Origin of the sequence: Roseivivax isoporae LMG 25204 (genome assembly GCF_000521865.1) — a bacterium.
GTDB lineage: Bacteria > Pseudomonadota > Alphaproteobacteria > Rhodobacterales > Rhodobacteraceae > Roseivivax > Roseivivax isoporae.
Genome location: NZ_JAME01000026.1, coordinates 32,231 through 54,248, shown reverse-complemented (window position 1 = coordinate 54,248; position 22,018 = coordinate 32,231). Strand labels below are relative to the sequence as shown.

Genomic DNA, 22,018 nt, shown 5'->3' with positions numbered 1-22,018 from the left:
AGGGCAGCAACGGAGCGCCACGCCGTGACACGACCGGACAAGCCGCGCGGCCTGCGCCGCCCGTACCGCGTCGCGGAGGAGATCAAGCGCTGGGTGGTCGAGGAGGGGCTCGTCGAGGGCGCCCGACTGCCCGGCGAGGCCGCGCTCATGGACCGCTTCGGGATGTCCAAGGGCACGATCCGCGAGGCCATGCGCGTGCTCGAGGCGCAGGGGCTCGTGACCACGCGCACCGGGCCCGGCGGCGGCACCTTCGTCGGCGCGGTGTCGGAGGAACGCGCGCGCGCGCTTCTCGGCAACTACTTCTACTTCAAGTCGCTGTCGATCGCCGACATCTACCAGCTGCGCCGCCAGCTCGAGCCCGAGCTCGCCGCCGACTTGGCCGGCCGGCTGAGCGAGGCGCAGCTGGGCGAGCTCGAGGCGCTCATCACCCGCTATGACCGGCCCGCGGGCACGGTCGCCGAGGAGCGCGACCAGCACGTGGCCTCGCTCGCCTTCCACGAACGGCTGGCGCAGTTCAGCGCCAACCCCCTGCTCGGGTTCCTGGTCGGCTTCACCTCGCGGATGCTGTCGGACCTGACGGTGTGGCGCAGGCTCTACGCGCCGCCGAACCACGAGCTGTGGCGCCGGGGCCGAGCACACCAGATCGAGCTCGTCGGCGCGCTGCGCGCGGGCGACGCGGAGGCGGCGCGCGCGATCATGGCCGCGCACATGGCCTCGGCCCAGGCGCTGATGGAGGAGCAGGAGGCGCAGGTCCTGCGCCGCTTCATCGGCGAGTGAGGCTCAGTCCGCCGGCGCGCGATGCGGCGCGTCGAGGGTCGGCACCACGTCCAGCATGGACATGTACCCCTGCGCGGTGGCGCGGGCGTGCAGCGCGCGCAGCGCCGCGAGCGGCGCCGCGTCGTGGTCGATGCGGAGGCTCATGGGCGGGGCGTCCCGCGCCACGACGAGCAGCGCCGCCGACATGAGGCCGCGGGCATCGCCGCCAGCCGCCGCTGCCGCGTCGAGCGCGGCGAGGAGCCGCGCGTCGAGCGGCCCGTCCGCGGCGAGGAACCCCTCGATGCAGGCATCGAGGACTGCCTCGCCCGAGAGCATGTTGCCCGCGACGACCACGCCCGGCGCCTCACGGGCGCCCGCGACCGCGATGCTCGATGCGCCGGTGAAGTGCCCCGTGCCGCCCGCGAGGTCGAGCGCGGTCAGCTGCCGGTGCGCCCGGCCGGGATCGGCTGCCGTCACCGCATCGACCGCGGCCACCGCATCCCGGCCCGCGCGCATGCCCGCGAGCACCTCCTCGCCCCAGATCGTGCTGGGTGCGGTGCCCTGCGACGCCGACATGCCCGATTCGGCCGATCCGCGCAGGACCCAGCCGCCGACGCAGAGGTTGCCGGTGGCCGCGGCGCCGCCCCACCTGCCCGTTTGCGCATCATGTGCGAGGATCGAGAAGGTCATGGGCAGTCTCCGTGCGGCGGGAACGGGAAAGTCGGTGACAAAACGGCTGTCGTGAATTTATCATGATAAATATAGAACCGCGACCGCAGGAGAGGAAGAATGTCGAAGACGAACCCCCCGATGCGCAGAGGATGGGGCCGCGGCGCGGCTTTGGCCGGCGCGCTTGCCGCCCTGACATGGGCCCTGCCGGCCACAGCGCCGGCGCAGACGCCGCCCGGTGTCCTGGTCGTGGGCCAGATCGCCGAGCCCAAGGCGCTCGACCCCGCCGCGGTCACCGCGGTGAACGATTTCCGCATCCTGATGAACGTCTACGACGGTCTCGTGCGCTATGCCGACGGCACGCTCGAGGTCGAGCCGGCGCTGGCGACCGACTGGGAGATCAGCGAGGACGGCACCGAGTACACCTTTTCCCTGCGCGAGGGCGTGAGCTTTCATGACGGCAGCCCGTTCGATGCCGAGGCGGTCGTCTTCAACTTCGAGCGCATGCTGAACGAGGACCATCCGTTCCACGACACCGGGCCGTTCCCGCTGGCCTTCTTCTTCTCGGCTGTCGAGACCGTCGAGGCGGTCGACGACATGACCGTGCGCTTCACCCTGTCCGAGCCCTACGCGCCGTTCCTGTCGAACCTCGCCTACCCGACCGGGCTCATCGTGTCGCCCGCGGCGGTCGAGGAACACGGCGCGGACTTCGCGCGCAACCCGTCGGGCACCGGGCCCTTCCGGTTCGTGGAGTGGCGGTCGAACGAGGCGGTCGTGGTCGAGGCCAACGCCGGGTACTGGGACGGCGCGCCGGCGCTGCAGGCGGTCGTGTTCCGGCCCATCACCGACGCCAACACGCGTACCGCCGAGATGCTCGCAGGCGGCATCGACCTCATGGTCGAGGTGCCGCCGGTCGCGCTGTCCGAGTTCGAGGGCGACAGCTACACGGTGCACGAGCAGGCAGGCCCGCACCTGTGGTTCCTGATCCTGAACACGAAGGAAGGGCCCTTCGCCGAGAAGGCGGTGCGCCAGGCCGCGAACTACGCCATCGACAAGACCGCGCTGGTCGAGGACGTGCTTGAAGGGACCGCCGAGGTCGCCGCGGGCCCGACACCGCCGGCCTTCGCCTGGGCGCACAACGAGGCGCTCGAGCCCTATCCGCACGACCCCGAGCGCGCGCGCGCGCTTCTCGCCGAGGCGGGCCTCGAGAACCCAGAGGTGACCTTCTTCGTGACCGAGGGCGGGTCGGGCATGCTCGATCCGGTCGCCATGGGCACAGCGATCCAGGCCGATCTCGAGGCGGTGGGCTTCGACGTCGCGATCGAGACCTACGAGTGGAACACCTTCCTCGGGGAGGTGAACCCGGGGCTCGAGGGCAAGGCCGACATGGCCGAGATGGCCTGGATGACGAACGACCCCGACACGCTGCCCTATCTCGCGCTGCGCACCGAGGCGATGCCCGACCAGGGCGGGTTCAATTCCGGCTACTACTCGAACGCGGAGGTGGACACGCTTCTCGAGGAGGCGCGCCGCGCCACCGACCAGGACACCCGCGCCGAGCTCTACAAGCGGATGCAGGAGATCGTGCACGAGGACGCGCCGTGGGTCTTCGTCGCGAACTGGAAGCAGAACGCTGTGACGAACGACCGGGTCGAGGGTTTCACGCTCCAGCCCTCGTTCTTCCTGCTGCTCGACGACGTGGCGAAGAACTGAAGATGGCGGCGTGCCGGGGCCCCGGGGTCCCGGCACCTGCCGGCGAGCGGAACGATGAGGGGGGCGCGCCGCCGGGCGACGCCCCCGCGGAACAGGGAGGCGGCGCATGGGACGCTACATCCTCGGGCGGCTCGTCTCGGCCGTGCCGGTGCTCTTCGGGATCACGGTCATCGTGTTCCTGATCATGGCGCTCATTCCGGGCGATCCCGCCACGGCCATCCTCGGTGCCTACGCGACGCCCGAGAACGTGGCCAAGATCAACCGCGACCTCGGGCTCGATGCGCCGCTGGTCCTGCGGTACTTCAACTGGCTCGGCAACATGCTGACCGGGGATTTCGGCACGTCGTTCTCGCTGAACCGGCCGGTGCTCGACGAGGTGCTGGAACGGTTCGGCGCGACGCTGATCCTGGCCGGCTCGGCCTTCGTGCTCTGCGCGGTCTTCGGCATCGCCGCGGGCGTCGTGTCGGCGGCGAACCAGTACGGCGCGGCGGACAAGGCGATCACCTTCGCGGTCCTGCTCGGCATCTCGATCCCGTCCTTCTTCCTCGGGATGATGATGATCCTCGGCTTCGCCGTGACCCTGCGCTGGTTCCCGGTCTCGGGCATGTGGCCGATCTACGGTGACCGTGACCTCTGGGCGCTGCTCGACCATCTCGCCATGCCGGCGGTGGCGCTTGCGGTCGTGGCGACGGGCGTGGTGGCGCGGCTGTCCCGGTCGGCCATGCTCGAGGTGCTGCGCCAGGACTTCATCCGCACCGCGCGGGCCAAAGGCGTGCACGAGCGCGGCGTGATCTGGCGCCACGCGCTGCGCGCGGCGATGGTGTCGATCATTCCGGTCCTCGGCATCCAGGCCGGCTTCGTCCTGTCGGGCGCGGTCTACATCGAGATCGTGTTCCAGTGGCCCGGCATCGGCCGGATGCTGGTGAACGCGATCCTGACCCGCGACATCCTGCTGGTGCAGGGCGGCGTGGTGTTCGTCGCGGCCTGCTACGTCCTGTTCAACATCGCCGTCGACGTGGCGCAGAGCCTGCTCGATCCGAGGATCCGCACATGACGTTCCTCAGGCTCCTCGCCCGCAACCGGCTGGCCCTCGCGGGCCTCGTGGTCATGGCGGCGGTGGTGGCGCTGGCGCTGGTGACGCCGCTCCTGCCGCTCGCCCCGCCCAACGTGACAGATACCGGCAACCGCTTCCTGCCGCCCTTCTCGGAGGGCGCGCCGCTCGGGACCGACCATCTTGGTCGCGACCTGCTGAGCCGGCTGCTCTGGGGCACCCGGCTGTCGCTGGCGGTGGGCTTTGCCGCAGCGCTGATCGCGGCGGTCCTCGGTGCGGCGATCGGCATCGTCGCGGGCTATTACCGCGGGCGGATCGACAACGTCGTGATGCGCGGCGTCGACATGCTGATGGCGTTTCCCTACATCCTGCTCGCGCTCGCCATCGTGGCGGCGCTGGGGCCCGGGCTGATGAACGCGCTGATCGCCGTGGCCGCGGTCAACGTGCCGTTCTTCGCCCGCAACATCCGCGGCATCACGGTCGGCATCGCCAACAAGGAATTCGTCGACGCGGCCCGGCTGTCGGGGCTCTCTGACGCCCGGATCATCCTGACCGAGGTGCTGCCGAACGTGGTGCCGGTCATCGTGATCGCCATGTCGACGACCGTGGGCTGGATGATCCTCGAGACGGCGGGGTTGTCGTTCCTCGGGCTCGGGTCGCAGCCGCCGGTCGCGGATCTGGGCTCGATGCTGGGCGAGGCGCGGTCGGCGCTCATCACGAACCCGCACACCTCGGTCGTGCCGGGCCTCATGATCCTGGTGATCGTGATGGCCATCAACCTCCTCGGCGACGGCGTGCGCGACGCGCTCGACCCGCGCCTGCGGTCGGGTGCGCTGTCGCGGCCCATGGCGGCCACGCGGGTCGACCGGGGCGACCGCGTCCCGCCGCCGGCCGATCCGGAGGCGGTGCTGGCACTCGAGGGCCTCGAGACGCAGTTCCACGTGGGCAAGCGGGTCTTTCGCGCCGTGGGGGGCGTCGATCTTTCGGTGAAGCCCGGCGAGTGCCTCGGCATCATCGGCGAAAGCGGGTCGGGCAAGTCCGTCACCGCGCTGTCGGTCATGGGCCTCGTGCCGTCGCCGCCAGGGGTCATCACCGCGGGCGCCGCGCGTTTCCGCGGCGAGGATCTCGTCGGCATGCCCTACGGGCGCCTGCGGGAAAAGCGCGGCCGCTCGGTCGCCTACATCTTCCAGGACCCGCTCGCGACGCTGCATCCGCTCTACCGGGTCGGCGACCAGCTGGTGGAGGCGATCCGCGCGCACCGGCCCATCGGTCGGGCCGAGGGCCGCGCGCGGGCGGTGGAGCTGCTTCGGGCGGTGCGCATCCCGAACCCCGAGGACCGGGTGTCGAACTACCCGCACGAGATGTCGGGCGGCATGCGCCAGCGGGTCGGCATCGCCATGGCGCTCGCCAACGATCCCGACGTCATCATCGCCGACGAGCCCACCACCGCGCTCGACGTCACGGTCCAGGCGCAGATCCTGTCGCTGCTCGACGACCTGCGGCGCTCGCGCGGGCTCGCCATCGTGTTCATCACCCACGATTTCGGGGTCGTCGGCCAGCTCTGCGACCGGGTCGCGGTCATGTATGCGGGCCGGATCGTCGAGGAGGGGCCGACCCGCGCCATCCTCGAGACCCCCCGCCATCCCTACACCGCGCGGCTGATCGACTGCGTGCCGGAACTGGGGCAGGGGCGACGGCGGCTCGAGGCGATCCCGGGATTGCCGCCCGCGGTCGACCGCCTGCCAGAGGGCTGCGCCTTTGCCGAGCGCTGCCGCAACGCGCGCCCCGACTGCCGTGCGGGGGACATCCCGCTCGAACGCGAGGGCACGCGCGCGGTGCGCTGCCTTCACCCCGAGACCCATCCCGAACGGGAGGCCGCGGAATGACCGTCGCGCTGAAGCTCACGAACCTGTCCAAGACCTTTCCCGTGCAGACCGGCCTCTTCGGGCGGGCCCGGGAGGGCGTGCGCGCGGTGCATCCGACCGATCTCAGTGTCGCGCAGGGCGAGACGCTGGGCATCGTCGGGGAATCGGGCTGCGGCAAGTCCACCCTCGCGCGGATGCTCGTGGGCCTCCTCGACCCGACCACCGGCAGCATCGAGATCGAGGGCGCGGCGCTCGACCGGGCGGATCCGGCGGAATTCGGGCGGCGCATCCAGTACGTCTTCCAGGACCCGATCTCGTCGCTCAACCCGCGCAAGACCATCCGGCAGATCATGGAGGCGCCGCTCAGGCGCCTGCACGGGATGAAGCGGGCCGAGCGCGAGGCCCGCATCGCGGAGATCTTCGCCTCCGTGAACCTGCGCGAGGAATTCCTCGACCGCTTCCCGCACGAATTCTCGGGCGGGCAGGCGCAGCGCATCGGCATCGCGCGCGCGCTCGCCGCCGAGGCGCGGATCCTCATCCTCGACGAGCCGGTGTCGGCGCTCGACGTGTCGGTGCAGGCGCAGGTGCTGAACCTGCTCGCGGACCTCAAGCGCACGTTCGGGCTCACGTACCTCTTCATCACGCACGACCTGTCGGTGGTCGAGGCGGTGAGCGACCGCATCGCGGTGCTCTATTTCGGCTCGGTGGTCGAGATCGGGCGCGCCGAGGACATCTTTCGCGCGCCCGCGCATCCCTACACGCGCCTTCTAGCCGACAGTGCGCCGGCGGTCGGCAGGCCCCTGACCGCGCCCGAGGGGCAGGACACGGAACTGCCCGACCCGCTGAACCCGCCCAAGGGCTGTGCCTTCGCCGCGCGCTGCCCCCGGGCGCAGGAGGATTGCCGCGCTGCACCGCCCCCGCTCCGGACGCTGCCCGACGGACGCGAGGCCGCCTGCCTGCATCCGCTCGACATCGCCGGCTGACGGGCCGGGGCATTGCGGGGGCGCGCGGCGCTTCTATATCGGTCGGGAGCGCCGCGACGGGCGCCCCTCACCGGAGGTCACGACATGGGATATGCCAGAACCGCGCTCCTGATGGCGGCGATGACGGCGCTCTTCCTCGGGCTCGGCTATCTGCTCGGGGGGACCGGCGGGATGGTGATCGCGCTCGTCTTCGCGGCGGGCATGAACGCCTTCAGCTGGTGGAATTCCGACAAGATGGTGCTGCGGATGCACAACGCGCGGCCCGTGGCGCGCGGCGATCGCACCGGCCTTCTCGAGCTGACGGAACAGCTGGCGCGGAACGCGGGCCTGCCGATGCCTGCCGTCTACCTGATCGACACCCCCCAGCCCAATGCCTTCGCTACCGGCCGAAACCCCAAGAATGCCGCGGTGGCGGTGACCTCGGGCCTCATGCGCACCCTCAGCCGCGAGGAGCTGGCGGGCGTCATCGCGCACGAACTCGCCCACATCCGCAACCGCGACACGGCGATCATGACGGTGACGGCGACCTTCGCCGGCGCGATCTCGATGCTCGCGAACTTCGCGCTGTTCTTCGGGGGGCGGCGCGAGGGCGGGCTCGGCATCGTCGGCGCCATCCTGATGATGATCCTCGCGCCGCTCGCCGCGGCGCTCGTTCAGATGGCGATCAGCCGGACGCGCGAATACGCCGCCGACCGCGCGGGAGCCGAAATCTGCGGCGATCCGCTCTGGCTCGCCTCGGCGCTCGAGCGGATCAGCGCGGGCGCCGCGCGGATCGACAACGACGCCGCTGAACGCAACCCGGCGACGGCGCACATGTTCATCGTGAACCCGCTGCACGCCCATCGGCACGACAACCTCTTCGCCACGCACCCGGCGACCGAGAACCGCGTCGCCGCGCTGCGCGAGATGGCACGCGGGGGCGGCCCGGCAGTCGCGCCGGCGCCGCGCCGGCCGGCGGCCCCGCGTCGCGGCACCGGCGCCGGCCCCTGGGGCTGAGGCGCGTGCCTCAGACGAAGTCGATCGCCTTGCGGAACGGCATCTCGCGCAGGCGCGTGCCGGTCGCGGCAAAGATCGCGGCGGCGAGGGCGGGCGCCGCAGGTGGCACCGGCGGCTCGCCGATCCCGCGGATGCGGCGGTTGGCCGTGAGCGCCGCCACGTGGACGCGCGGGGCCTGCGACAGGCGCAGGCCTTCGCCGTCGGGAAAGTTGCGCTGCTCGGCCATGCCATCCGAATAGGTGTGCTCGGCCGTGATCGCGTGGCCGAGGCCCCAGATCACCCCGCCCTGCACCTGGTTCTCGAAGTTCACGGGGTCGACCACGGGACCGGCATCGGCGGCGACCCAGACATCGTCGATGCGGATCCCGCGCTCCGTGGCGGTCACTTCGACGATCTCGGCCACCGGCACGCCGAAGCTCTCGACGAGGGCGACGCCCCGTCCGCGGCCCGGCCCCGACACGGGACCCTGCCAGTCCGCCATCTCGGCCACGCGTTCGAGCACGCCGCGCGCCACCGGGTCCGAGACGAGGCGCAGGCGTTCGGCGACCGGATCGGCGCCTGCGGCGTGGATGAGTTCGTCGAGGAGCCCCTCGAGGAAGAACCCGCCATAGGAGGCGCCGACCGACCGCCAGGACGACACCGGTGCCAGCCCCTCGGCGAGATAGCCGCGCACGCGGAAAGCCTGCGGCGCATACGGCGCGTTGAAGATGCCCGCCGCCGTCTGCGTGTCGGGACCGCCGAGCGGGATGCCGAGGCGCGTCGACTGCGACAGCGTGACGGGCGCCGCCGCCACGTCGATGTCGAGCGCGGTGACCCGGCCCTCCGCGACGCGGCCCGCGCAGCGCGCGAGCGCGATGTGGCGGGGGAAATCCTGCGCGAAATCCTCCTCGCGCGAGTAGGTCAGCTTGACCGGCGTGCCGCGCACGGCGTCGGCGATCTCGGCCGCGAGCCGCAGGTGCGCAACCTCGAGCCGGTGGCCGAAGCTGCCGCCGGCAAAGCGGTTGTGGAGCCGGACATCCTCGGGGGCGTGCCCCGTCGTCTCGGCCACGATGCGGGCCGCATCGGCGGGGACCTGCGTCCCCGTCCACACCTCGACCGCATCCTCGGTGACCCGCACGGTGGCGTTCAGCGGCTCGAGCGGCTGGTGCGCCACGTAGGGTGCGCGGTACGTCGCCTCGACGACCTCGCCCGGCGCGGCGTCCACGTCGCCGTCCTCGCGCCACGTGGCGTTCAGGGCGTCGGGACTGCCGAGGCTCTCGGCCAGCGCCTGCCAGTGCTGCTCCTGTTCGGGCCGGTAGGGCGCCTCGCCCCAGACGACATCGACCGCCTCCACCGCGGCGAAGGCGCGCCAGGTGTTGTCGGCGATGACCGCGACGCCGTTCGTCACCGGGACCACCTTCCGCACGCCGCGCATCGCCTCTGCCGGTGCCGCGTCGAAGCCGAGCATCGGACCGCGCCGGGGATTGGTCCGCACCGCCGCGTGCAGCATGCCCTCGAGCGCCATGTCGATGCCGAATTCCTGCCTGCCCGTGGATTTCGCGATCACGTCCGGCCGCGGCACCGCGCGGCCGATCAGCCGCCAGTCCGAGGCGGGGCGCAGCGGCACGTCCGTGACCGGATCGAGCGTCGCCGCCCGCCCCGCGAGCGCGGTGTAGGGCAGGGCGGTGCCGTCGGGCAGCAGCACTTGGCCGTCCGCGGTCCCGAGGTCGGAGACAGCGATGCCGGTCTCGGCCGCGGCGGCGGCCTTCAGCGTCTCGCGCGCCACCGCGCCGGCGCGGCGCAGCTTGTCGAAGCTGTCGGGCACGGAGGACGACCCGCCGGTCATCTGCAGCCCGATCACCTTCGTCGCGGCGCCGACCGCCGTCTCGAGGAACGCCGCCGGGATCGGCACGAGCGCGGCCAGGGCATCCGCCGCCTCGGCCGCCAGCGCAGTGTTGTAGTAGGCGGCGTCGGGCTCGGGGAAAACGGTGCGGTAGCCGCCGGGCGCGAGGTCCATCTCCTCGGCGATCAGCAGCGCCTGCATGTGGGCGGCGCCCTGCCCGATATCCGCATGGGGCGTCAGGAGGGTGACGCCTTCCGCATCCACCACGACCCACGGATTGAAGGTCGCCGCGCCCTCCGCCACCCGCCCCGCAAGCGGGTTGTCGTGCGGGCGGCGCACGGTCCAGATGCCGAAGGAGACGCCGCCGGCCAGCGCGGCCGAGCCCACGAGAAAGGTGCGCCGGGCAATCGTGCGGATCCGCGCCACGCTCTTCAGGCCCCCTGCGCCGCCCGGGCCGCGGCCCGGATCGCCGCGCGGATGCGCGGGTAGGTGCCGCAGCGGCAGAGATTGCCCGCCATGGCCGCGTCGATGTCGGCATCCGTCGGATCGGGTGTTCCGGCCAGCAGCGCCGCGGCCTGCATGATCTGGCCCGACTGGCAGTAGCCGCACTGCGCGACCTGACCCGCGATCCAGGCCGCCTGCACCGGGTGCGGAGCGTCGGGGGTGCCGAGGCCCTCGATGGTCCGGATGCGGGCCCCCGCGACATCGCCCGCCCGGACCTGGCACGAGCGCCGCGCGACGCCGTCCACGTGCACGGTGCAGGCGCCGCACTGCGCGACGCCGCAGCCATATTTCGTGCCGGTGAGCCCGATCACGTCGCGCAGCACCCAGAGGAGCGGCATCTCGGGCTCCACGTCGACCTCGTGGCCCACGTCGTTCACGATCAGGTACATGGTGCGTCGTGCCTTTCCGTCCGGTCCGGTCTCGTGGGCGCGAGGATACGCCCGCCCGGACGCACGGCAAGCGGGCATGGCGCCGCGCCGGCCCGCGACGTGGCGGCAGCGCGACCTCGCACCCCGGCCTTGATCCCGCCCTGCCGGATGGTGTTCTAAGGGGCCGAACGCGACACCGGCCACCATCGCGAGGCGCGGCCCATGCTCTTTCGAACGCTCGGACCCGTCGCGGCGCTGCTGCTGGGGTCGGCCTTCCTGCTGTTCGCGGGCGGCATGAACGGCCTGCTCCTGCCCATCCGCGGCGAGATCGAGGGTTTCACCGCCGCCTCGCTCGGGATGCTGGGCACGGGCTGGGCGATCGGCTACGTGGCGGGCTGCCTTGGCACGCCGGTGCTGGTGGCGCGGGTCGGCCACGTGCGCGCCTTCGGCGTGATGTGCGCGCTTGCGGCCATCACGGTGCTCGCCTCGCTCCTTTTCCTCACGCCCTGGGTCTGGACGCCCATGCGCGCGATCTCGGGCTTCTGCTTTGCGGGCGCGGCGATGATCGTGGAAAGCTGGCTCAGCGAACGGGCGGGCCGGGAATCGCGCGGCCGCATCTTCGGCATCTACACGATGGTGAACCTCGGGGCGACGACGCTCGGGCAACTCGCGCTGACGCTCGGCGATCCGTCGGGGCACGTCTTCTTCGTGGTGGCCGCCATGATCTACTGCCTCGCCCTCGTGCCGACGGCGGTCTCTGCCTCGCAGTTGCCCGCGCCGCTGACGAGCGTGGCGCTCGACCTGCCGGCGCTCTGGCGCAACTCGCCCATCGCGGTGTTCTCGGTGCTGATGGTCGGCATCTCGAACGGCGCGTTCGGGGCGCTTTCCGCGGTCTACGCGGCGCGGCAGGGGCTGACGCTGGCCGACGTCGCGCTCTTCGCCAGCGTGCCGCTCCTTGCGGGGGCGCTCGCGCAGGCGCCGGTCGGCATCCTGTCCGACCGCCTCGACCGGCGGCTCGTGCTGATCGGCACCGCGCTGCTCTGCGCCTGCGCCGACCTGCTCTTCGTGATCGGCCTCGTCGACGGGACGCTCGCGATCCTGCTTGCGGCGGGCGTCTTCGGCGCGACCGCTTTCTCGATGTATCCCCTCATCGCCGCGCATGCGAACGATCACGCCTCGGAAGGCACCGCGCTCCAGGTCAGCGGCGGGCTGCTGCTCGTCTTCGGGATCGGGTCGATCTTCGGGCCGTCCGCCGCGGGCTTCGCCATGACGGCCTACGGCGCGCAGAGCCTGTTCGTCGTGACCGGCGCCGCGCACGTGCTCCTCGTGCTCTTCGCGCTCTTCCGCCTCCGCGCCCGCGCCGCCGTCGCACATGACGACAAGACGGCGTTCCGCCCGATCCCGCTGCCGCGGGCCGCCACGCCGCAAACCGCGGCCTTTGCCGCGGGCGAGGCCGATGCCCCGCAAGGGCAGGGCGGCTGAGGCCCGTCCGTCCTCGGGCCGCCACCGGACCACGGTTATGAAGGATCACCATCATCCTTGATCGGAGCCGGCCGGCTCACTAGGCTCGCCCTCGCGGCACCGGGGGCGTCCGGTGCCGCACGTGCTATGCGTACCGCGCTTTTCCTGGCATCGCGATGAAGGTCGACCCGGGTCACGAGATCGAACGGCTGTACGGGCTCGAGTACAGCGAGAAACACGAACTGACCGTCCGCTTCACCGGGATCCTGCTCGGGAATCTCCTGCTCGTCGCGTATTTCGAGGAGCCCGGCCTCTGGGCCTGGTCGGTGGCCTACCTCACCGTGCACTTCTCGTATTTCATGTTCCTCAGGCGCGCGCGCCGGGCGGCGCGGACGGCGCACCTGCATGTCGGCACGGTGCTCTTCCTGTGCATCATGGTCGCCTATCTCTGGGTGCCGGTCTTCCTCGTGGCGCAGGCGACCATCGCGACCGTCGCCATGGGGCTGAGCCTCGTCGGCGCGCTGCTCGTCTACCTCGTGCGCCGGGCGGACACGATGCCGCTCATGGTCCTGGGGCAGGTCACCGTGGTGGGAATCATGGGTGCGGTCGCCATGTACGAGGTGCTGCGGGCGGTGGACCGCCCGCTCGAGAAGCTCGGGATCGTGGTCGCGGGCACCGCCTTCATGGGGTATTTCGCGCTCGCGCTCTACGTCTCGCGACAGCGGCGCTTCGAGGCGCACGAGGCGGCGGTCCGCGGCCTGCAGGCGCAGAAGCTGTCGGCCGTCGGGCAGCTTGCCGGCGGGGTCGCCCACGACTTCAACAACAACCTGACCGCCATCATGGGCAATATCGAACTCGCGCTCGTGGTCAGCGACGCGGCGGAGCGGGACAACTGCCTGCACGAGGCGCTCCTCGCCTCGCGGCAGGCCGCGCACACGGTGCGCCAGCTTCTGCTCTATGCCCGCAAGGAACATCCCGACCTGCAGGTGGTGGCGGTGACCGACCTCGTCGGCCAGCTCGGCGCCCTGACCCGGCGGCTCATTCCGGCTTCGGTCGACACGACCTTCTGCCCTGGAGCGCCGGGCGTGCGCGTGCGCTGCGACAAGTCGCAGGTGCTGACCGCGCTCATCAACCTGGTGACGAACTCCATCGACGCCATGGAAAGCGGCGGCCGCATCGCCGTCGGCACCGAGGTGATCGAGGTGACGAAGCCCGCGGGCCTCTGCGACGGGGGCCAGATCGGCACGGGCCCCTTCGTCGCGATCTCGGTCAGCGACACCGGCCCAGGCATCCCCCGCGACATCCTCGACCGTATCTTCGAGCCGTTCTTCACGACGAAGCCCGTGGGCAAGGGCACGGGCCTCGGCCTTTCCATGGTCTCGGGCGTCGCGCGCAGCCTCGGCGGCGGCGTCGACGTCACGACCTCGCCGGAGGGCACCAGCGTCGCGATCTTCCTCCCGGTGCACGTCCCCCCGCCGGGCCCCGCCGCACCCGAGACGCCCTCCGGCGACAGGCCGTGAGCCCGGCCGCGGCCGCGGCGTCGCCGTTCGGCGCGTGCGGGCCGGTCACTCTGACGCGGCTCTCTCGCCAGGGGTGCGCGCGCCGCCGTGGCGGCCCTGTCCGGCGAGGAAGGTCCCGTAGCCGTCCGCGATCCCTGGATGACCGACGAGCCGCGCGCATTTCCACGCGCCGGCCACGGCCGAGGAGATGACGGGCAGGCCGCCTCGGTCTTCGATCGGCGCAGTCACGTCGAGCGTCTGCAGGCCGCCGCACGAGATGAACAGCGCATCTGCGTCGGGGGCGTGCGCCGCCGTCCGCACGCCGAGTTCGACGATGTCCTGCGGCGTGACGCGCAGGACATCGTCCACGTCGGTGATGTCGAGGCAGTCGAGCGCGGCGATCTCGAGGCCGGACGCCCGCAGATAGGCCGACAGCCGCGCGTTCACCTCGGCGCCGTATGCCGTGGCAACCGCGATGCGTCGCGCGGACAGCTGTCCGAGAGCCTCGATCACCGCCGTCGTCATGGTGCTGGCCGGAAGCCCGGTCGCCGTTCCCATCGCCGCGACAAGCCGGTCGTTGAACTCGGACCCGCGGTAGAAGCTCAGCGACGTGCCCATGAGGACGACAGCGTCGGCCCCGCGCTCCGCGAGCGTGACCGCAGCGCTTTCGACACGTTCGATGACCCCGTCGTAGCCCTGCGGCGTCATGCGATCGAGCCCGAGACCGATCGCGTCGAACGCGATCTCCGGGTAGAGTTGCGGCGGCTCGGGCGGGACGTCGCCGCGCGCGGGGGGAACGATCAGGCCCACCTTCCTGGTGCCCTCTGTCGCCTTGGTCATCGCCGTCATCCCTTTCCCCGGCCGCGGGCCGATGGGCGCGCCGCGCAGTCCCGCACCGCGTCTTGATCGAGGTCGAACCCCAGACCGGGCGTGTCCGGCAATCGAAGGCGCCCCGCCTCCGGCTCGGGAAGGCCGCGGAACAGCGTCCGGCACAGCGCGACCGCAGGCAGGTGCCATTCCACGAGCGTTCCGTTGGTGACCCCGGCCTGCAGGTGCATGTTGTGGAACGGCCACGCACCGCCATTCGCGATCGGCACCCCGAAACCATGCGCGAGCCCGGCGATCTTGAGACATTGCGTGATCCCGCCGGTGATGGCCACGTTGGGCTGCACGAGATCCACCGCGCCGGCGCTCAGCAGGTCGCGGAAGCGGAACGCCTGACCCTCGTTCTGGCCGGCCGACAGGCTCAGGCCGGTGCGGCGGCGCAGGTCGGCCATGGCGGCCGCGTCGTTGCCCGCTATCGGCTCCTCGAAGAGGTCGACGCGGGCCTCGGCGACCATCTCGGCCAGCTTCGCGGCATGGAACGGGTCGAGATTGCAGTTCGCGTCGATGAACAGCATGACGTCCGGCCCCACCGCCTCGCGCACGGCGCGGACCCGCGCCGCGTCCTCGCGCAGGAGCGCCATGATGTCGCGCGGCGCATCCCGCCGTGCGAGCGCCTCGGCCGCGACCGTCATCTTCACCCGCTCGAAGCCCTGCGCGACGCAGGACCGCGCCGAGGCGACGAGCTGATCGCGGTCGAGGAACGGAAAGCCGCAGGTCGCGTAGAGCGGCACGCTGTCGCGCGCGCCGCCCAGGAGACGCCAGACCGGCAGCCCGAGCGCCCGCCCCCTGATGTCCCACAGCGCGAGGTCGACGGCGGCGATGGCGTGGCTGGCATAGCCCGATTGGCCGCGCGGGGTCAGCAGCCAGTAGAGCCTGTCCCAGATCGCCTCTGTCGCGAGCGCGTCCGCGCCGACGATGGCCGGCGCGATCAGTTCGGTCACGATCGGGGCGACCGCCTCCTCCTCGGTGATCGCGGTGAAGCCGTGTCCCACGAGCCCGTCCTCGGTCTCGACCTCGACGATCACGGCGGAGAGGCCCGTCTCGCGTACCGCGCCCGCGATCTCGAGCCGGACAGGGACGTTGACGGGCGTCGCGCTGACGCGGGCGATGGCAGTGGTCTTTGGCGAAAGGTCTCGGGGCATGGAATCTCCGGATCACATCATCGAATGCGGGATCAGCAGCGCGATCCCGGGAAACAGCACGAGCAGGAGCGAGGACAGGGCGAGGATGGCGATGAAGGGCACGGAGCCCTTCATGATCTGTCCCATCGGCACCTCCGGCGCGATGGACTTCACCACGAACAGGTTGATGCCAAGCGGCGGCGTGATGCAGCCGATCTCCATGTTGAGGGTGATGAAGACGCCGAACCAGACCGGGTCGAACCCCGCTTCCAGCGCGAAGGGCAGGAACATCGGCGCGGTGATGACGACGATGGCGAAGGGCGGCAGGAAGCAGCCGAGGATCAGCATCACCACCCAGAGGGCGAACAGCGTCACCCACTTGTTGCCGAAGGCGCCGAGCAGGGTTTCCGTCACGTCCGACACGACCCCGTGGAACGACAGGAACTGGGCGAAATAGTACGAGAAGGTCGCGATCAGCAGGATCATCGAGGTGTCGCGCACGGTCTTGAGCAGAAGCCGGGACCAGGTGCGGCGATCGGTGATGCGGTAGACGACGAGGACCAGCAGGATCGACGCGGTGGCGCCCACCGCCGCGATCTCGGACGGGGTGGCCCATCCGCCGTAGAGCGCGATCATGATCAGCGCCATCATCGCGAAGAACGGAAGAACCCTCCAGCGCGCGGCGCGATCGCTCATGATCTCCTCGGCGGTGGGGGCGATCGCGGGATTGTGCCGCACCTCTCGGGACATGCGCCAGATCGTGTAGGCGGCGAAGAGCCCCGCGACCATGAGCCCGGGCAGGAGCCCCGCCAGGAAGAGCTGCCCGATCGAGGTCTTGGTGACGATCCCGTAGAGCAGCAACACGATCGACGGTGGGATGAGGATGCCGAGCGTGCCGCCGCCGACGACGATGCCGCAGGCCAGCGCCGGCGGATAGCGCCGCGCGAGCATTTCCGGCACCCCGGAGGACCCGATGGCTGCCACCGTGGCGGGGGACGACCCCGACAGGGCCGAGAACAGGGCCGAGCCGCCGATCGTCGACACGCCGAGGCCGCCGGGCACCGGCAGGATGCGGTTCAGCGTGCGATAGATGTCCGCTCCCGCGGGGCTGACCGCGACGATCGCGCCCATGAAGATGAACATGGGCAGGGCCACGAGTTCGATGGAGTTGAGCGAGGAAAACGCCGCGTCGGCGATGTAGATCGCCTGGCCGAGCTCGCCCGTGAACGTCATCAGGATCAGGACCGTCGCGGCCAGCGCGTAGGCGATTGGCAGGCCGGCGAAGATCAGCAGCAGGAGCAGGCCGAAGGCCAGCAGGCCGAAGAGGGCGGGGGTCATGTCAATGCGCCTCCTGCAGCACGTGGTCCTGCGGAACCGGCACGCCGGCCAGCCGCAGCGCGATGTCGACCGCCAGGCAGAACGAGATCAGGACGCTGCCCAGCGGGACCGCGAGATAGGGAAGCCAGAGCGGCGGCCCCCACAGCGTCTCGGACCGCCAGCCGGTTTCCCACGCGCCGGCGGTCATGTGCCAGCCAGACACCGCCAGCAGGACGAAGAGCGCCAGCGCCACCGCGTCGAGCAGCCCGCGATGCACGATGCGGGCACGCCCCGTGAGCCGCTCGCGCAGCATGTCGACGGCGATCTGCCCGCCGTCGCGATGGGCAAAGCCTGCCGACAGGAAGGCCGCGTAGATCAGCAGGTAGACGCCTGCCTCGAGTTCCCAGATCGTGTTCATGCCGACGATCCCGCGGGCGAGGACTGCCCAGGAGATGGCGATGCAGGCGAAGAGGATCGCGCCTGCGGAGATCACGGCGCCGGTGCGGGCGGCGATGTCGGTCACGCGGCGAAGCGTCAGAAGAAGGCCGGTCATCCGGATAGGTCCGTCCTGTTCGGGAAGTTGGGCGTCCGGGCGGCGCGGATCAGGCACCGCCCGGTGCGCCTGTCGCTCAGTTCGACAGCGGTGTGGTCAACGCCTCGAGCGCCGCGTCGCCGTTCGGCACGTTCTCGCGGAAATAGCTCCAGGCGTTGTCCTCGGCGTCGGCCTGCCAGGCCGCGGCCTGGTCGTCGTCGAGCCGATGGACGGTCACGCCGGCCGCCTCGAACGCGGCGGCGATGTCGGCCTGCTCGGCCGCGGCGGCCTCGACGAACCAGGCCTCGGACTCCTCGACCGCCGACAGCACGGCCTCGTAGTGCTCCGTCCCGATCTTGTCCTCGAGGCCGGGCGCGGCCAGAAGTCCGTGCATCGCGCCGACGAAACCCTTGCCGATCAGCATGTGGTCGACGACTTCCTGAAGGTTGTAGCCCTCGAACGAGCTGTAGATGGTCAGCACGCCCGACAGGACGCCGGTCTGCAGCGCCTGATAGATTTCGGATGCCGGAAGCGACGTGATCGTGGCGCCGTTTGCCATCATCATCGCCTCTGTCGCCCGGCCGAGGCCGCGCATCTTGTGGCCGTCCATGTCCTCGGGCAGGAGGATCGGCTCTCCGGTATTCCCGATCGTGCCCATCGCGAAGCCGCCGCCCGCCAGCGTCACGCCGGTTTCCGCCACCGCCTCCTGCAGCATCGGCCAGATCTCGCGGCTGCGCCATTCGAGACCGTCGGCCGGTTCCGAGACGACGCCGGGCAAGGCGCCGATCTCGGCCAGCGGTGCGCGTCCCGACAGCCAGGGCAGCGGATAGATGGCCAGGTCGATGCGGTTCTGAACCAGGCCGTTGTACTGCTCGCGCGCCTTGAAGAGCTGCTGGTTGGGAAAGATCTCGACCGTCACCGCGCCGTCGGTCTTCTCGTCCACGAGCTCGGCGATCTTCTCGGCCCAGCGATGGCGGGTGTCGTCCTCGGTGTAGGAGTGGCTCAGCCGCAATGTCTCGGCGGAGACGGCGGTGCCGACGCAGAGCGCCGCCACGGTGATGAAGAATCGTCTCATGGTCATTCCCCGTTGGTCAGGAGCTTCGGATTTCTTGTTGTTGATGTACCGAGGCTAGGCTTTGGTATACCCAAGAGTCAATCTGGCATTTCCCGCTGGCGTGTCCTATTCTGGCGCGGGTGAACGAGCTGGCGAGTGACGATGACCGACACCAAGACGATGGCCGACCGCCTGCGCGCCGCGCTCGAGGAGGAAATCCTCGCGGGCCGGTTGCAGCCGGGGGATGAACTCGACGAGCGCAAGATCGCGGCACGGTTCGAGGTGTCGCGCACGCCGGTCCGCCAGGCGCTGACACAGCTTGCCTCGGTCGGGCTGGTCGCCATGCGGCCGCGGCAGACCTCGGTCGTCTCGGCACTCGACATCAAGCAGCTGGCACAGATGTTCGAGGTGCTTGCCAGCCTCGAGGCCATCGCTTGCGACCTCGCCGCGCGGCGCATGGGCGATGCCGACCTCTCCGCGTTGGAAGCCCTGCACGAGAAGATCGCCAGGACGGTCGAGGATGGCGATCCCGACGCCTATGCCGTGCTGAACCTGGAATTCCACCAGGCGATCTGGGCCGGGGCCCACAACACCTACCTCGAAGCCCAGCTTTCGACGCTGCGTCTGCGCCTCGCCCCCTACAGGCGCTGGCTCATCGAGAAGATGGACCGCCTGCGCCGATCCCATCGCGAACACGCGGACATCCTCGCGGCGCTCCGCGACGGCGATGGCGCCGCCGCGTCGGCGCTGATGGCGCGGCACGTCCAGGACGGCGACAGGTTCATCGATTTCCTGATGTCCGAAGGCGCCCGCACCTGAGTACCGCCAGCGGCGCGTCCCGACCCGGTAGCGGCACGTTCGCGCCCCTCAGACCCTCGACTGAAGAGGTGTTGGGCGGTGATGGCGCGCCACCGAATGGCGCAGGCGGTTCACGTGGCGTATCACGCGCCATTCGGCTTGGCCGATCCTGCGATGGGCCATCTTGAACAGCCGGCGTTCGTGCAGGAGACGGCCCATGGCCGTGCGGCCGATCCCGGGAAAGCCGGCAAAGCCGAGGTGGCGCGCCATCCGGTCCTGCACCTCGAGTCCGAGGGACAGTTTCCACCCGCCGGAGGTCGCGCGGATCCAGTCCCAGTCGAGGTCACCGGCCCCATCGCGGGCGAGGTCGATGAGCTCGAGCAGGTACCGCAGGTCGACGAAGCCGCTGACCAGGGCCTCGTCATGCGCCATCTCGTGGCCGAGATTGATGACGAATTGCAGGCTTGCATCCGGCACGGTCAGGACGCGCGATCCGGCGCGGATCGCTGTCGTCCGTCGCGCCATCTCCCCGGGCGGGACGAGCCGCGCGACGAGGGGCGGCAGGGACACGTGCATGTCGACCGCGCCGACATCAGACGGACGGAAATAGCACCCCATGGAATGCGGGCCCGGATCCTCGGCGAACCGGTCGTAGCCGCAGGCGCGCAGGACGCGCGCGGCATCCTCGCCCTGGTCTGCACGGATCAGGAGGTCGAGGTCCCGCATCATCCGCGACGGGAGCGTGTCGCGGCCAAGGCACCGCGCCAGGTGGGCACCGCCCTTGAGGATCGTCGGCACGATGCCGCGGGACTGCAGGGCATCCACCAGCTCGCCGAGCTGCGCCGACAGGCGGCGGTTGCGTGCGCCGTTCAGCGCGTCGAGGGTCTCGAGGTAGTCCAAAGCCTCGCGGTCCTGACCCTGCGCCTGTCCGCCCTGCGCGAGCGCACGATGGAGGCGGGGGCCGAGGAAATGCGCATCCGCAAGGGCGACGAGCCGGGGCCAGTCGATGCCCGGCAGCGGCGCGCCCCTGAGGCAGCCGCCAAGATGCCGGAGCGTCGTGTCGAGTCGTCGCCCCTCCATGCGCATGGCGGTCATCCCGTCGCGGCGAGCCGGTCGCGGGGCATCAGTGGCCAGGCCGTGTCGATCATGGCCATGGCGTCGTCGAGCGTGCGATAGGTCATCCGGTAGAACCGGGCCCCCGCGACGCAGGCCATGAGCGCATCAAAGGCGTGCGGCGACAGCTTGCGGTCGGTGGACCAGGCGCCGTTCAGCAGGGTCGCTATCGCGTCCGCGACCCCGAGCGGCGTCATCCGCGGGGGGCACCGGTCGGTCCTGTCGAGGCAGAGCACGGTCCGGACCCGCCGCGCCTCCGGCGTGCCACGGGTGAGCGCGAGATAGCGCACGCGCTGGCCGTCGGGCCGCGTGAACGCGGGACAGCCGGCCACGTCCGGACGGTGCGGTGCGAGAATGGCCCACGCGCCCTGCTTGACCGTGGCGGGAAAGGGCAGCGCCCTGACCCGTCCGTCCGTCTGCAGGGAACAGACGTCGTCTCCGTCCAGCCGGAAGCCGGCGGCGCCGAGGGCGACCGCAAGCGTGGACTTGCCCGCGCCCGGTGCGCCCGCCAGCAGCAAGGCCTCGTCCCGTCGTGACAGCGTCGCGGCATGCAGCGCGACGGTGTCGACCGCCGCGAGCGCCATGTCCGTCAGCGCCATCTTCAGCGCGGGCGCGGCCTCTTTCCAGGTGACCCAGTCGGTCTCGCCGCCATTGCGCGCGATCCCCACCCGATGCGGCGCGCCGATCACAAGGAGCTGCCTGCCCGGCCGGGGGTCGGGGGCTTCGAGGGGGGCGAGCATGTCCCGGAGCGGCCGGAAGTGGCCGGTGCCAAGGAAGTTGACGCAGACGCGGATGACGCCGAGGTCGACCTGCATGCGGAACGCCACGTCGCGGGGGCCGTCCCGCGGCGCGATGTACTCGACGATGCCTGCCCGCAGAAGGTCGTCGAGCATTTGTGACGCGTCCTCCCCGGACGCCCGCGCGGCCGCGGCGACGTCACCAAGCGGGATGCCGGCCTGCAGCCGATCCCAGAGGTCGGCCACGAGGGGCGAGGCCGCGAACAGGCTCTCGCGCCCCGGCACGAAAAGCAGCGCCGTGCCTCCGACGCATGCGAGACGCGTTCCCTCGCACGCGACCAGGACGTGGTTCCGGTCGCTTGGTTCAAATGTCATGTGCATCGCATCCGGCCGTCGCGGTCCGGCGTCGCTCTCGGGCCGGGGGCCCGTCAGGCGATGCCGAGCACTTTCTTCACGGCCGTGATGACCTTGCCCAGTGCGCGGCCGTTGGACTTCTTGCCGCCCCGGGTCGCGCCGCCGCCGGACCGCGCCACGGCCTCGGACGCGAGCGTGGTCGACAGGAGGAAGGCGACGGCGGGAGCGGCGGCAAAACGGCCGCTCTTCTTGATGAAATCGCGTCTCTCGAGTGAGGACGGCTCGTCGTCGTCAGGCTGTTTGTCAGTGGGAGTTGGTTCCATCTCGAAAACCCCAAAACAGCGCGACCTCTTCGCGCTGTCCCCAGTTGTCGACCGTTCCGCGCGCAAGGCAATCGGCAGTTCGGGCAGAGCGCATACG

General features: G+C 71.0%; 20 protein-coding genes. 9 read left to right on the top strand and 11 right to left on the bottom strand.

Translation table 11 applies throughout. The features are described 5' to 3' along the window. Nucleotides 1-24 precede the first annotated feature (24 nt). Nucleotides 25-777, top strand: a complete 753-nt coding sequence (locus RISW2_RS16040; protein WP_043773120.1) for a FadR/GntR family transcriptional regulator — start codon at nt 25-27, stop codon at nt 775-777. Between the two features lie 3 nt (nt 778-780). Here the strand turns inward: RISW2_RS16040 and RISW2_RS16035 are convergent, their stop codons facing one another. Then, complete coding sequence (locus RISW2_RS16035) at nt 781-1,446, bottom strand: DUF1028 domain-containing protein (RefSeq protein WP_043773119.1); 666 nt, start codon at nt 1,444-1,446, stop codon at nt 781-783. A 99-nt stretch (nt 1,447-1,545) separates the two neighbouring features. Here RISW2_RS16035 and RISW2_RS16030 point away from each other — a divergent pair, with 99 nt between their 5' ends. The 5 genes from RISW2_RS16030 (at nt 1,546) to htpX (ending at nt 8,033) form a co-directional block, all read left to right on the top strand. Then, nucleotides 1,546-3,138, top strand: a complete 1,593-nt coding sequence (locus tag RISW2_RS16030) for an ABC transporter substrate-binding protein (protein WP_425277794.1) — start codon at nt 1,546-1,548, stop codon at nt 3,136-3,138. Nucleotides 3,139-3,244: 106 nt separating this feature from the next. Beyond that, nucleotides 3,245-4,192, top strand: a complete 948-nt coding sequence (locus tag RISW2_RS16025) for an ABC transporter permease (protein WP_043773118.1) — start codon at nt 3,245-3,247, stop codon at nt 4,190-4,192. Beyond that, nucleotides 4,189-6,075: a dipeptide/oligopeptide/nickel ABC transporter permease/ATP-binding protein gene (locus RISW2_RS16020; RefSeq protein WP_043773117.1), complete on the top strand. Its 1,887-nt coding sequence runs from the start codon at nt 4,189-4,191 to the stop codon at nt 6,073-6,075. The genes RISW2_RS16025 and RISW2_RS16020 overlap by 4 nt, the downstream gene beginning before the upstream one ends. Continuing rightward, a complete protein-coding gene (locus RISW2_RS16015) occupies nt 6,072-7,037 on the top strand; it encodes an ABC transporter ATP-binding protein (RefSeq protein ID WP_043773116.1) in 966 nt (321 codons plus the stop codon). Before RISW2_RS16020 ends, RISW2_RS16015 begins: the two co-directional genes overlap by 4 nt. An 84-nt stretch (nt 7,038-7,121) precedes the next feature. Further along, on the top strand, nt 7,122-8,033 hold the full coding sequence (htpX, locus tag RISW2_RS16010; RefSeq protein ID WP_043773115.1) for a zinc metalloprotease HtpX: 912 nt from the start codon (nt 7,122-7,124) through the stop codon (nt 8,031-8,033). A gap of 10 nt (nt 8,034-8,043) precedes the next feature. Here the strand turns inward: htpX and RISW2_RS16005 are convergent, their stop codons facing one another. Continuing rightward, on the bottom strand, nt 8,044-10,281 hold the full coding sequence (locus RISW2_RS16005) for a xanthine dehydrogenase family protein molybdopterin-binding subunit (protein WP_043773114.1): 2,238 nt from the start codon (nt 10,279-10,281) through the stop codon (nt 8,044-8,046). A gap of 5 nt (nt 10,282-10,286) precedes the next feature. Next, nucleotides 10,287-10,748: a (2Fe-2S)-binding protein gene (locus RISW2_RS16000; protein ID WP_043773113.1), complete on the bottom strand. Its 462-nt coding sequence runs from the start codon at nt 10,746-10,748 to the stop codon at nt 10,287-10,289. Between the two features lie 201 nt (nt 10,749-10,949). Here RISW2_RS16000 and RISW2_RS15995 point away from each other — a divergent pair, with 201 nt between their 5' ends. Both RISW2_RS15995 and RISW2_RS23595 read left to right on the top strand, forming a co-directional pair. Beyond that, the gene (locus RISW2_RS15995; protein WP_051492102.1) at nt 10,950-12,209 is read left to right on the top strand and encodes an MFS transporter; all 1,260 of its coding nucleotides are present in this window, start codon (nt 10,950-10,952) and stop codon (nt 12,207-12,209) included. Between the two features lie 155 nt (nt 12,210-12,364). Continuing rightward, nucleotides 12,365-13,708, top strand: coding sequence for a sensor histidine kinase (locus RISW2_RS23595; protein ID WP_051492101.1), 1,344 nt, complete (start codon nt 12,365-12,367; stop codon nt 13,706-13,708). A gap of 45 nt (nt 13,709-13,753) precedes the next feature. On the opposite strand, the gene RISW2_RS15985 is transcribed toward RISW2_RS23595, so the two are convergent. The 5 genes from RISW2_RS15985 to RISW2_RS15965 all read right to left on the bottom strand — a co-directional run bounded on the left by RISW2_RS15985 (nt 13,754) and on the right by RISW2_RS15965 (nt 18,617). Continuing rightward, nucleotides 13,754-14,527, bottom strand: coding sequence for an arylmalonate decarboxylase (locus RISW2_RS15985; RefSeq protein ID WP_162164336.1), 774 nt, complete (start codon nt 14,525-14,527; stop codon nt 13,754-13,756). 5 nt (nt 14,528-14,532) lie between these two features. Continuing rightward, nucleotides 14,533-15,714, bottom strand: coding sequence for a mandelate racemase/muconate lactonizing enzyme family protein (locus tag RISW2_RS15980; RefSeq protein WP_043773112.1), 1,182 nt, complete (start codon nt 15,712-15,714; stop codon nt 14,533-14,535). 12 nt (nt 15,715-15,726) lie between these two features. Next, entirely contained in the window at nt 15,727-17,031 is a 1,305-nt protein-coding gene (locus tag RISW2_RS15975; RefSeq protein ID WP_043773111.1) for a TRAP transporter large permease, read from the bottom strand. 1 nt (nt 17,032) lies between these two features. Further along, the gene (locus RISW2_RS15970) at nt 17,033-17,563 is read right to left on the bottom strand and encodes a TRAP transporter small permease (RefSeq protein ID WP_043773110.1); all 531 of its coding nucleotides are present in this window, start codon (nt 17,561-17,563) and stop codon (nt 17,033-17,035) included. A gap of 76 nt (nt 17,564-17,639) precedes the next feature. Next, entirely contained in the window at nt 17,640-18,617 is a 978-nt protein-coding gene (locus tag RISW2_RS15965; protein WP_162164335.1) for a TRAP transporter substrate-binding protein, read from the bottom strand. A gap of 141 nt (nt 18,618-18,758) precedes the next feature. Here RISW2_RS15965 and RISW2_RS15960 point away from each other — a divergent pair, with 141 nt between their 5' ends. Beyond that, nucleotides 18,759-19,415: a GntR family transcriptional regulator gene (locus RISW2_RS15960; protein ID WP_043773142.1), complete on the top strand. Its 657-nt coding sequence runs from the start codon at nt 18,759-18,761 to the stop codon at nt 19,413-19,415. Nucleotides 19,416-19,463: 48 nt separating this feature from the next. Here the strand turns inward: RISW2_RS15960 and RISW2_RS15955 are convergent, their stop codons facing one another. Genes RISW2_RS15955 through RISW2_RS15945 form a run of 3 tightly spaced genes read right to left on the bottom strand, consistent with a single transcriptional unit; the run spans nt 19,464 to nt 21,921 of the window. Next, a complete protein-coding gene (locus RISW2_RS15955) occupies nt 19,464-20,474 on the bottom strand; it encodes a nucleotidyltransferase family protein (RefSeq protein ID WP_162164334.1) in 1,011 nt (336 codons plus the stop codon). 11 nt (nt 20,475-20,485) lie between these two features. After that, nucleotides 20,486-21,619: a hypothetical protein gene (locus tag RISW2_RS24615; protein ID WP_156943876.1), complete on the bottom strand. Its 1,134-nt coding sequence runs from the start codon at nt 21,617-21,619 to the stop codon at nt 20,486-20,488. 53 nt (nt 21,620-21,672) lie between these two features. Beyond that, a complete protein-coding gene (locus RISW2_RS15945; RefSeq protein WP_051492099.1) occupies nt 21,673-21,921 on the bottom strand; it encodes a twin-arginine translocation signal domain-containing protein in 249 nt (82 codons plus the stop codon). Nucleotides 21,922-22,018 lie beyond the last annotated feature (97 nt).